This window comes from Actinoplanes sandaracinus, assembly GCF_030009775.1.
GTDB classification, from domain to species: Bacteria; Actinomycetota; Actinomycetes; order Mycobacteriales; family Micromonosporaceae; genus Actinoplanes; species Actinoplanes sandaracinus.
In genome coordinates, this window is record NZ_JASCTH010000013.1 from 151,509 (window position 1) to 161,964 (window position 10,456).

Consider the following 10,456-nt stretch of genomic DNA (forward strand, 5'->3'; position numbering starts at 1 on the left):
TTCACGTGATTGAAATAAGCGGTCTTCGTAAGACGTACCGCTCCAGGAAGAGGTCCGTCGTCGCTGTCGACGGGGTCGACCTGCACGTCGGCGAGGGCGAGGTCTTCGGCGTTCTCGGCCAGAGCGGCGCCGGTAAGAGCACGCTGCTGCGCTGCGTCAACATGCTGGAGCGGCCGGACGCGGGCACCGTCGCCGTCGGCGGGCTGGAGCTGACGAACCTGCGGCGTGAGCGGCTGCGTGTCGCCCGGCACGGGATCGGCATGATCCACCAGCACTTCGCGCTGCTGTCGTCGCGGACCGTCGCGGGCAACGTCGCGTTCGCTTTGGAGGTGACCGGCGCCCCGCGGGCCGAGCGCAAGGCGCGGGTCGCCGAGCTGCTCGAACTGGTCGGGCTCAGCGAGCGGGCGGACGCGTACCCCGCTCAGTTGTCCGGTGGCCAGAAACAGCGGGTGGGGATCGCCCGCGCGCTCGCCGCGCGGCCGAAGGTCCTGCTCTCCGATGAGGCGACCTCGGCGCTCGATCCGGAGACGACCGAGTCGATCCTGCGGCTGCTGCTCGACCTCAACCGGCGGCTCGGCCTGACGATCCTGCTGATCACCCACGAGATGACCGTGGTGAAGCGGATCTGCACGTCGGCCGCGGTGATGCGGGACGGCCGGTTCGTCGAGTCCGGCACGGTCGCCGGCCTGCTGCGGCAGCCGGGTTCGGAGCTGGCTCGCGACCTGTTCCCGCTGGACACGTCGGCGAGCGTGGCCACGGCGGGCGGCGGCGTGACGATCGTCGACATCACGGTCAGCGGCGACGAGGCGGACGAGCCGATCATCGCCGACCTGGCGCGGCGGTTCGCCTCGGACGTACGCATCCTGAGTGGGTCGGTGGAAACGCTGGCCGCGACGCGCGCCGGGCGCTGGCGTCTCGCCCTGCCGGGCGCCCCCGAGGACAACAGCGAGGCCCTGGAATATCTGCGCAAGCGGGGAGTCACGCTGTGACCTGGTCCGAAGTCTTCGAGCTGCTGAGCGTCGGCTTCCAGGAGACCGCGTGGATGGTCGGCGTCGCCACGCTGCTCACCGCGGTCGGCGGCCTGCTCGTCGGAGTCCTGCTGGTGCTCACCGACCGCGGCGGCCTGCTGCCCGCGCCGCCGGTCAACGCGGTCCTCGGCCTGATCGTGAACGTCGGCCGGTCGCTGCCGTTCATCATCCTGCTGGTCGCGGTCATTCCGTTCACCCGTGCCGTGGTCGGCACCAGCATCGGCACGGACGCGGCGATCGTGCCGCTGACGATCGGCGCCATTCCGTTCTTCGCCCGGATCGTCGAGTCGGCGTTGCGTGAGGTTCCGGCCGACGTGGTCGCCGCGGCCACCGCGATGGGCGCCACCCGACGTCAGATCGTCGGCAAGGTGCTGCTCCGGGAGGCGCTGCCGGGCCTGGTCGCCGGCCTGACGATCACGGTGATCGCGTTGGTCGGCTATTCGGCGATGGCCGGCGTGGTCGGCGGCGGCGGCCTGGGCGACCTCGCGATCCGCTACGGCTACCAGCGGTTCGAGACCGAGGTCATGATCGCGACCGTGGTCGCGCTCGTGGTGCTCGTGCAGGTCGTCCAGATGGTGGGCGACGTCCTCGCCCGCCGGCTCACGCGCCGCTGACCGGTTCCGGCCGTCACCTCGCCCAGGCTCCGTCCTAATTCCTCTCAGTCCCATCGAATTGAAAGGTCCATCCATGCGCCGCCGTTCCTTCGCCGCCGTCCTGGCCGCCGCCACCCTCACCCTGGGCCTGGCCGCGTGCGGCTCGTCCGACGACGCCGAGGCGAAGTCGACAGACACCCTCAAGGTCGGCGTCAGCCCGGTCCCGCACGGCGAGATCCTCAAGTACGTCAAGGACAACCTCGCCGCCGCCGAGGGCCTGAAGATCGAGATCGTCGAGTTCAACGACTACATCCAGCCCAACGTGGCGCTCAGTGAGAAGCAGCTCGACGCCAACTACTTCCAGCACGTCCCGTACCTGGAGGAGGAGGTCGCGGCCAAGGGCTACAAGTTCACCGCGCTGGCGCCGGCGCACATCGAGCCGCTCGGCGTCTACTCCAAGACGGTCAAGGCGATCGCCGACGTGCCCGCGGGCGGCGTCGTCGGCATCCCGAACGACCCGTCGAACTCGGGCCGCGCCCTGAACCTGCTCGCGAAGAGCGGCCTGATCACGCTGAAGGACGGCGTCGGCGTCAAGGCGACCGAGAAGGACATCACCGCGAACCCGAAGAACCTGCAGTTCAAGGCACTGGAGGCGGCGCAGCTTCCGCGCAGCCTGGAGGACACCGCGCTGTCGGTGATCAACGGCAACTACGCGATCGAGACCGGTCTCAAGCCGTCGGCCGACGCCCTCGCCCTGGAGACGGGTGCCGACAACCCGTACGCGAACCTGGTCGTCGTCCGCACCGGCGACCAGGCCGACGCCCGCGTGGTCAAGCTGGAGAAGCTGCTGCACTCCGCCGAGGTCAAGAAGTTCATCGCGGACAAGTACCAGGGTGCGGTCCTGGCCGCGTTCTGAGTTCGATCTCAGGGAGCCGCGGGTCGCGGCTCCCTGAGGCGTCTCAGCAGGCGCCCTGATCGGCCCACACGTCGGCGGCGCCGGGCGTCTCGCCCTGCGTCCACCACTTGGCCTTCCACGTGTGGTTGTTGTGCGTGGCGAGGTTCCCGCCCACGTAGACCGCGCTGCTGTTCCACGCCGCCGCCGAGCACGAGCCGGACGGCGGGGGGTTGCCACCGCCGCCGCCGACATTGACGTCGACGCAGGAGTAGAACGCGTTGGCCGTGTCGGAGATGGTCCAGATCGCCAGGATCTTCTGACGCCCGGAGAACCCACTCAGGTTGATGGTGTGCGACAGCGTCGCCGGTGGCTGCTGGCTGTTGCCCGCGAACGAGGCGATCCGCCTGCCGCCGATGAAGTACTCCCAGCTCGCGGTCGCGTGCCGGGCCGTGTTGATCCAGCTCAGCGTCAGCGAGGTGCCGACGTTGGTGGCCGGCCAGCCCCGGCTGTCGTCGTTGAGTTCGGCGAACACGCTGTTGTTGCCGTGACAGTTCCGCAGACCCTTCGGCCCCTCGACGCTCTGCGGCTCGTACTTGATCTGCCCGCAGGCCATCCTGCCCTGCGCGCAGAGCGCCTGCCGGCTCGGCGGCGAGGAGACGTACCCGTGCGCCGCGGCGGGCGACGCGACCAGAAGCGATCCGGCGGCGCCCAGCAGGGTCACCGCGAGTAGTGCGAACACCTTGCGCATGCCACTCCTCCAAAGATGAACGTCGATCGATGGATTGTGACGTGAGTATAAATAAAGTTTCCTAAATGAAAAGGGCCGGCCGCTTCATCTGCGATTTCGTACGCCGTGGCCCGTCCCGTGCGGGAACGAGCCGCGCCCTCCGTCCGCGTGGCGGTGACGGAGGGCGCGGGGGAGAGGCCGGATCAGGCCAGAACTGAGCTGATCTTCTCGGTGGGGAGGCCGAGGGCCGAACCGACCAGGTCGTTGGTGAGAACTCCGGCGTGCACGTTGAGCCCGAGCGCCAGCGCCGGATCCGCCCGCAGGGCGTCCCGCCAGCCGAGGTCGGCCAGCCGCAGCACGTACGGCAGGGTCGCGTTCGTCAGCGCGTACGTCGACGTGTTCGGAACCGCGCCGGGCATGTTGGCCACGCAGTAGAAGACCGACCCGTGCACCTGGTAGACCGGGTCCTGGTGGGTCGTCGGCCGTGAGTCCTCGAAGCAGCCGCCCTGGTCGATGGCGATGTCGACGAGCACCGAGCCCGGCTTCATCCGCTTGACCAGTTCGTTGCTGACCAGGGTGGGAGCCTTCGCGCCCGGCACCAGCACAGCGCCGATCACCATGTCGGCCTCGATGACCGACTGCTCGATCGCGTACAGGCTGGACACCAGCGTCTTCACCCGGCCGTTGAACTGGGCGTCGATCTGCCGCAACCGCGGAATGCTGAGGTCCAGCACGGTGACGTCGGCGCCGAGGCCGAGCGCGATCGTCGCCGCGTTCACCCCGGAGACGCCGCCGCCGATCACGGTCACCTTCGCCGGGGCCACACCCGGCACGCCGCCCGGCAGCACGCCGCGGCCGCCGCTGTTGCGCATCAGGCTGTACGCGCCGACCTGCGGCGCGAGCCGTCCGGCCACCTCCGACATCGGCGCGAGCAGCGGCAGTGAACCGTCGGCGAGCTGCACCGTCTCGTACGCGATGGCGGTCGTCCCGCTGTTGATCAGCGCCTTGGTGCCTTCCGGGTCGGCCGCCAGGTGCAGGTAGGTGAAGAGCACCTGGCCGGCGCGCAGCCGGTGGTACTCCTCGGCGATCGGCTCCTTCACCTTGAGGATCATGTCGGCGGCGCCCCACACCGCGTCGGCGTCCGGAAGGATGCCCGCGCCCGCGGCGATGTAGTCGTCGTCGCTGATCGCGGAGCCCGCACCGGCGCCGGCCTGCACCGACACCTGATGCCCGTGCCGGACCGCCTCCACCACGCCGGCCGGGGTGATCGCCACCCGGTACTCGTGGTTCTTGACCTCTGCGGGCACGCCGATGTGCATGGGGTTTCCTTCCGCTGCGAACTCCCGATGGCGATAGGGTGGAACGATGTGCAGCAGACGGGCAAGACCGGCGAAGAAGATTCTGTCGGTAACAGGGCCGGGGAAGATTCTTCGCGCGGGCGGCTCGTCGTGACGGACGTACCGAAGGATGTTCGAGGCCTCGACCACATCGACCTGGAGTTGCTGAGCCTCCTGCAGGCCGACGGCCGCATGCCCAACAACGCCCTCGCCGACCGTGTCGGCATCGCCCCGTCGACCTGTCTGACCCGCATCCGGCGGCTCCGCGAGATCGGCGCCGTCCGCGGCTTCCACGCCGACGTCGACCCGGCCTGGATCGGCCGCCCGATCCAGGCGATGATCGCCGTCCGCATCCGCTCCGACGCTCGTGAGGCGATCGGCCGCTTCGCCGAGTCCCTGGCCGGCATCCCGGCGGTCCGCGACGTCTACTTCATCTCCGGCAACTACGACTTCCTGCTGCACGTGGCCTGCGCCGACGTCGACGACCTGCGTGCGGTGATCACCGAGCGACTCAGCGGCACCCGGCTGATCGCCGGCACCGAAACCTATCTGATCTTCGAACACCGCCGCGGCGCCTGAGCGCCTGCCTCGGCCGTTTCAGCGGGTCCGGGCGAGCCGACACGACACCTCACCGCCGGCCGGTCGAGCCGACCGCAGCGCAGCCGCGTTATGGGTGGTCGGTGGGGTGTGTGGGCTACGGCTCGGTGGGCCGTCCAGCCGGAAGGGCAGTGCGGCGAGGCGGGGCGGCGCGGGGGCGCCGGCGGCCGCCGGGGCGGTCGGGGCGGTCCGGGCCGGTCGAACCGGAAGGCTGATGATCGGTGCACTGGTCCTCGGGCGGATCGTCGGGGCCGGTCGGCTCGTAGTGCCCGAACCGGCCACCGACGTTGCCTGCCGTGACCGGCATCACACCTCTGCGGGGGCCAGGCGATCGCTGATCACGTGCGCGGCGAACAGGTGGAAGCCGATGACCAGCGGAATCGTCGCCGGGACGGACAGCGCCAGGAAGAACGCCAGCACTCCGGCGAGAGCCGGAGCCAGCGCCGACCACGGGCGGCTGGTCGCCTGCTCCCAGGCCCAGCGGAGCGCCGACCTGCCCGGAGCGCCCGGATCACGGCCGACGGCCACCAGCATCAGGGTGGCCAGACCCGCCAGCCAGCAGGCGACGACGGCGGTGCCGGTGAGCACGGGCGTGCCGCCGGGAACCCAGCCCCGGCTGACCGCGATCAGATCCACCAGAAGCAGCAGCGCGACCACCACGAACGGGATGCCCGGCAGCAGTCCCCGGCGGAACTGGCGCAGCAGCGGCCGGAACGCGGGCAGCTTGCCGAGCTGGTAACGGTGCCGGACCGCGGTGGAGCCGGCCGCCAGTGCTGCCGGCAGGGTCAGCACCGGCAGGGAGGCGGCCGTCACCACCACGCCGATCAGCGCCAGGTCGGTGCCGAGGGCGAACTTCTCCCGCCAGTCCGGCCGCTGGTCCGGTGTCTCCTCGGCGGGCCAGTTCATCCCGGAGGCCTCGGGGGCGGGCGGCCCGCCCGCCGCGGCGGCGGCGAGCGGACCGTGGGTGACGCGGGCGGGCGTCATCCCTTGAGACCCGACGTGTTGATGCCTTCGACCAGCATCCGCTGGAAGGCCACGAAGAACAGGAAGACCGGGGCCAGCGACAGCACCGACATGGCGAACATCGGGCCGACCGAGGACTGGCCGCTGGAGTCGATGAACAGCGTCAGCGCCACCGGGGCGGTGTACTTCTCCAGGTCGGAGAGGTAGACCAGCTGGCGGAAGAAGTCGTTCCAGGTCCAGATGAACGAGAAGATCGCCGTCGAGACCAGCGCCGGGCGCGAGAGTGGCAGGATCACGTGCCGGAAGACGCCGTACGGCGTGCAGCCGTCGATCGTCGCGGCCTCGTCGAGCTCACGCGGCACGCCCCGCATGAACTGGACCATCAGGAAGACGAAGAACGCCTCGGTGGCCAGCAACTGCGGCACGATCAGCGGGGCGTACGGCCAGTCGCCGCCCACCCAGCCGAACGTCTTGAACATGACGAACTGCGGCACGATCAGCACGTGCCCGGGCAGCAGCAGCGTCCCGATCATGATGGCGAACCAGAAGCCGCGCAGCTTGAACTTCAGCCGGGCGAACGCGTACGCCGCAAGCAGGCAGGAGACGCAGTTCGCGACCACCGTGAGGCCCGCGACGAGCGCGCTGTTCACGAAGAACCGGCCGAAGCTGACGTCGAAGTTGTTCCAGCCGTCGAGATAGTTGCCGGGCGTCCACACGTTCGGCAGCACCGACATGTTGTTCAGGACTTCCTCTTGGCTCTTGAACGAGCTGCCGAGCATCCACACCAGCGGGTAGAGCACCACCGCCGACAGCAGGACCAGCGTGAGCGGCCGGGCCAGGCGCTGGAGGGTCATCAGTCTTCTCCGTCCGAGTAGTGCACCCAGAACTTGCCGGTCCGGAAGACGACGGCGGTGACGAGGCCGATCGCGAGCAGGAACACCCAGGCCATCGCCGAGGCGTAGCCCATCTGGTACTCGTTCCAGCCCTTGATGTAGAGGTGCAGGGTGTACATGAGGGTCGAGTCGACCGGGCCGCCGGTGCCGTTGCTGAGCACGAACGCCGAGGTGAAGCCCTGGAATCCGTTGATCGTCTCCAGCACCAGGTTGAAGAAGATCACCGGGGAGAGCATCGGCAGCGTGATGCTGATGAACTTCCGCACCGGGCTGGCGCCGTCCACCGAGGCGGCCTCGTACAGCTCGTTGGGAACCTGCTTGAGACCGGCCAGGAAGATCACCATCGGGGCGCCGAACTGCCAGACGGCCAGCAGGATCAGCGTGCCGAGCGCGAAGTCGGGGTCGTTGACCCAGGCCTTGCCCTCGATGCCGAACCAGCTGAGGAACGAGTTGAACGCGCCGTCGCGGTTGAACATGTTGACCCACACGATGGCCAGCGCCACGCTGCCGCCCAGCAGCGACGGCAGGTAGAACAGGCCGCGGAACAGGCCGGCGGCCTTGAAACCCTTGTTCAGCAGCACCGCGACACCGAGCGCGGCGGCGAGCTTGAGCGGGGTCGCCACCAGCGCGAACACCAGAGTGGTCTTGACCGCGTGCCAGAACGACGGGTCCTCGGTGAACATCGTGCGGTAGTTGTCCAGGCCCACCCACTCCATCGACTCCCAGTCGGAGAGGACGTCGTAGTTGGTGAAACTGAGGTAGAGCGACATCAGCATCGGGACGGCGGTGATGGTCACCAGCCCGAGCAGCCAGGGGGTGAGGAAGACGTAGCCGGCCTTGCTCTCCGACCGGTGCCGGGCGGGCCGGTCCCGCCGCTGGTGAGCGGCGGAACCGGCCGGCGGCACGGTCGGCGTGTGCCGGGCCGTGGTGGTAGCCACTGGACTCACCGGCTGATCGCGGCCTGGCTGGCTGCGAAGAACTGCTCGGCGGCCTGGGCGGGCGTGGCGCGACCGTACTGGGCCTCTTCCGCGGCCTTGATCAGCTCGGAGCGCACGGTGCTGTGGCCCTTCGGCGGAACCGTCGGCGCCGGGCCGAAGTTCTTGGCCAGCTCGCCGGTCACCTTGATGGTCTCCTTCATCGACGCGTTGTCCGTCGACGCGGCGACCTGGGTGCGGATGTCGGTGTTCGACGGCAGGCCCCGGTCGGTGCCGAGGATCTTGCCGGCCTCCGGGTCGTTGGCCAGGAAGTTGAGCACGTCGGCCGCGACGTCCTTGTTCTTGCTGCCGCGATAGACCGAGAAGTACATCGAGGCGCGCGGCCACTGCTTGGACGCGTCACCCGGGTACGCGATCACGCCGAGCTGGTCCTTGGTGTTCTTCTGCAGCTCGGGAAGCTGGTTGGCCCACACCCAGGAGGTGAGCGCCTTGCCGGTCACCACGAGCTGCTTGGTGACGTCGGTGGCGTTGCCCTCGTGGATCACGTCGGGGGTCGGGGTGGCCTTGGCGTCGCGGGCGCCCTTCCACAGCTCGAACCAGGCCTGCACGTCGGCCTGGGTGAAGCCGAGCTCCTTGCCGTTGTAGAGCTCCTTGCCCTGCTGGCGCAGCCACACCCAGAACGCCTTGTAGTCGGCGCTCGGGTCCATGGTGCCGGCCACCTTGGTCTTCGCGGCGGCGTCCTTCGCCCAGGCGATGTGGTCCTCCCAGCTCTGCCCGGTGGTGGGCAGCGCGACGCCGGCGGCCTCCAGCTTGGTCTTGTTGTAGACCAGGCCCTGGGTGTTCTCGCCGAACGCGAGGCCGGCGAGCTTGCCGTCGACCGTGCCGTACTCGATGAGGCCCTTGGGGAACTTGGAAGTGTCGATCTTTCCGGACTTCGAGTACTCGGCGAGGTCCGCGGTGACGTTGCGGGTCGCGTACTCGGCCAGGAAGTTGTCGTCGATCTGGAAGATGTCCGGCGCGTCGTTGCCGGCCGTCAGGGTGGCCAGCTTGTCGAAGTAACCCTGGTTGGCCTGCCAGGTCTTCTTGAACGTGACGTTCGGGTGCTTGGACGTGTAGAGGGCGAGGGCCTGCTCGGTGATCTGGGCGCGGGCCTCGCCGCCCCACCAGAAGAAGCTCAGTTCGACCTTGCCGTCGGCGGCGGGCTTGTCCTCGCTGCTACAGGCGCCGAGAGCCAGCGGAAGGGCGACCATGGCGGCCACGAGGCCGCTGAGCACGCGGCGCCGGGGAAGGGGGTGGGATGCGGTCATGGGGGTTCGTCACTCCTTGACGTGTGCGGCAACCTCAGCGTTGAGCGCTACGGCCGGGGCGTACGGCCCGGGGCCGGTGGAGTTGCGAATGATCAAGTCGGTCCGGAGGGTGACCTGACCGGCCGGTCCGTCGTCGCCATGCTGGAGCAGCATGTCGACGGCGGTCCGGCCGGCGGCCGCGGTCGGGTTGGCCACGGTGGTGAGCCGTGGCCGGACCAGCACGCTGTACGCGATGTCGTCGATGCCGACGACACTCACCTGCCCGGGAACGTCGACACCGCGGTCCTGCAACGACTGGAGCAGGCCGATGGCCATCAGATCGTTGTAGGCGAACACCGCGGTGGCGCCGGTTCCGAGCACCGCCTCGGCGGCCGCGGCGCCGGTCTCCTCGACCGGCTGGTTCGGGCCGAGGACGGTCAGTTCCGCGCCGGCCGCACGGGCGGTCGCGCCGGCGGCCCGGCGGATCTCCCGGTTGGTCCATGAGCCACGCGGCCCGGCCAGGTAGACCAGGTGACGGTGACCCAGGCCGAGCAGGTGGAGCACGGCTTCCCGGGCGCCTTGTCCCACGTCCATGACCACCGCGGGCAGGCCGGTGATCAGGCGGTTGATGACGACCAGGGGCACTTCTCGTCGCAGAAGCTCTATCTGGTCGTCGCTCATCCGGGGACTGCACAGGAGGATCCCGTCGACCTGCTTGGCCAGTGCCTGCACCAACTCGGCCTCGACGATCGGATCCTCGTCGGTGTCGGCGACGAAGACGTGGTAGTCCCGCCGCCGGGCGTGGGTCTCGGCCGCCTTGATCAGAGGCGGGAAGAACGGATTCGCGATATCGGCCACGATCAGGCCGATGTTGTGGGTACGTCCGGTGATGAGTGCCCGGGCCGCCCGGTTCGGGCGGTAACCGAGCTGCTCCGCGGTGGCCAGAACCCGGGAGCGGGTCTCGGGGTTGACCAGGTGCGGTGCGGAGAAGGTGCGCGACACCGTGGAGATGTGCACGCCGGACGCTCGAGCGACGTCCCGGATCGTCACAGCCACGGTGCCTCCTTGATGGCGATCCGATGTGACCCGGATCTCTCGGTGAGAGCCATTAATGCAAACGGTTGCGGTGGTGTCAACGCCCTTCTATGTCGCTCCTGTTGCCTGATGATCACGGGGTGTGGTCAAACCCGGACAAATAGTTG

11 protein-coding genes are annotated in these 10,456 nt (G+C 69.1%); 4 read left to right on the plus strand and 7 right to left on the minus strand.

Going from position 1 to position 10,456, the window contains the following annotated elements:
• Positions 1 to 5 precede the first annotated feature (5 nt).
• From QLQ12_RS20925 to QLQ12_RS20935, 3 genes are all read left to right on the plus strand, one after another.
• Positions 6 to 989 (plus strand): methionine ABC transporter ATP-binding protein, encoded by a 984-nt coding sequence (locus QLQ12_RS20925; RefSeq protein ID WP_282761914.1) that lies wholly within the window; start codon positions 6 to 8, stop codon positions 987 to 989.
• A complete protein-coding gene (locus QLQ12_RS20930; RefSeq protein WP_282761915.1) occupies positions 986 to 1,642 on the plus strand; it encodes a methionine ABC transporter permease in 657 nt (218 codons plus the stop codon). Before QLQ12_RS20925 ends, QLQ12_RS20930 begins: the two co-directional genes overlap by 4 nt.
• Before the next feature lie 73 nt (positions 1,643 to 1,715).
• Positions 1,716 to 2,537 (plus strand): MetQ/NlpA family ABC transporter substrate-binding protein, encoded by an 822-nt coding sequence (locus QLQ12_RS20935; protein ID WP_282761916.1) that lies wholly within the window; start codon positions 1,716 to 1,718, stop codon positions 2,535 to 2,537.
• 43 nt (positions 2,538 to 2,580) lie between these two features.
• Here the strand turns inward: QLQ12_RS20935 and QLQ12_RS20940 are convergent, their stop codons facing one another.
• Both QLQ12_RS20940 and ald read right to left on the minus strand, forming a co-directional pair.
• Positions 2,581 to 3,264 (minus strand): lytic polysaccharide monooxygenase, encoded by a 684-nt coding sequence (locus tag QLQ12_RS20940; protein ID WP_282761917.1) that lies wholly within the window; start codon positions 3,262 to 3,264, stop codon positions 2,581 to 2,583.
• Positions 3,265 to 3,446: 182 nt separating this feature from the next.
• Complete coding sequence (gene ald, locus QLQ12_RS20945; RefSeq protein WP_282761918.1) at positions 3,447 to 4,562, minus strand: alanine dehydrogenase; 1,116 nt, start codon at positions 4,560 to 4,562, stop codon at positions 3,447 to 3,449.
• A gap of 129 nt (positions 4,563 to 4,691) precedes the next feature.
• On the opposite strand from ald, the gene QLQ12_RS20950 reads away from it, so the two are divergent.
• Positions 4,692 to 5,159, plus strand: coding sequence for an Lrp/AsnC family transcriptional regulator (locus tag QLQ12_RS20950; protein ID WP_282761919.1), 468 nt, complete (start codon positions 4,692 to 4,694; stop codon positions 5,157 to 5,159).
• Positions 5,160 to 5,483: 324 nt separating this feature from the next.
• Here the strand turns inward: QLQ12_RS20950 and QLQ12_RS20955 are convergent, their stop codons facing one another.
• The 5 genes from QLQ12_RS20955 to QLQ12_RS20975 are packed head-to-tail and all read right to left on the minus strand — an operon-like array spanning position 5,484 to position 10,310.
• Complete coding sequence (locus tag QLQ12_RS20955) at positions 5,484 to 6,161, minus strand: hypothetical protein (protein WP_282761920.1); 678 nt, start codon at positions 6,159 to 6,161, stop codon at positions 5,484 to 5,486.
• Positions 6,158 to 6,994, minus strand: coding sequence for a carbohydrate ABC transporter permease (locus QLQ12_RS20960; protein ID WP_282761921.1), 837 nt, complete (start codon positions 6,992 to 6,994; stop codon positions 6,158 to 6,160). Before QLQ12_RS20960 ends, QLQ12_RS20955 begins: the two co-directional genes overlap by 4 nt.
• A complete protein-coding gene (locus QLQ12_RS20965; protein WP_407651521.1) occupies positions 6,994 to 7,971 on the minus strand; it encodes a carbohydrate ABC transporter permease in 978 nt (325 codons plus the stop codon). The genes QLQ12_RS20960 and QLQ12_RS20965 overlap by 1 nt, the downstream gene beginning before the upstream one ends.
• Positions 7,972 to 7,976: 5 nt before the next feature.
• Entirely contained in the window at positions 7,977 to 9,275 is a 1,299-nt protein-coding gene (locus QLQ12_RS20970) for an ABC transporter substrate-binding protein (RefSeq protein WP_282761922.1), read from the minus strand.
• 9 nt (positions 9,276 to 9,284) lie between these two features.
• Positions 9,285 to 10,310, minus strand: a complete 1,026-nt coding sequence (locus tag QLQ12_RS20975) for a LacI family DNA-binding transcriptional regulator (RefSeq protein ID WP_282761923.1) — start codon at positions 10,308 to 10,310, stop codon at positions 9,285 to 9,287.
• Between the last annotated feature and the right edge of the window lie 146 nt (positions 10,311 to 10,456).

What these genes read in the sequence shown, in the direction of transcription:
- QLQ12_RS20935 (WP_282761916.1), top strand. Translation starts at nt 1,716, where the DNA reads ATGCGCCGCCGTTCCTTCGCCGCCGTCCTGGCCGCCGCCACCCTCACC.
- QLQ12_RS20940 (WP_282761917.1), bottom strand. Translation starts at nt 3,264, where the DNA reads ATGCGCAAGGTGTTCGCACTACTCGCGGTGACCCTGCTGGGCGCCGCC.
- QLQ12_RS20955 (WP_282761920.1), bottom strand. Translation starts at nt 6,161, where the DNA reads ATGACGCCCGCCCGCGTCACCCACGGTCCGCTCGCCGCCGCCGCGGCG.
- QLQ12_RS20960 (WP_282761921.1), bottom strand. Translation starts at nt 6,994, where the DNA reads ATGACCCTCCAGCGCCTGGCCCGGCCGCTCACGCTGGTCCTGCTGTCG.
- ald (WP_282761918.1), bottom strand. Translation starts at nt 4,562, where the DNA reads ATGCACATCGGCGTGCCCGCAGAGGTCAAGAACCACGAGTACCGGGTG.
- QLQ12_RS20970 (WP_282761922.1), bottom strand. Translation starts at nt 9,275, where the DNA reads ATGACCGCATCCCACCCCCTTCCCCGGCGCCGCGTGCTCAGCGGCCTC.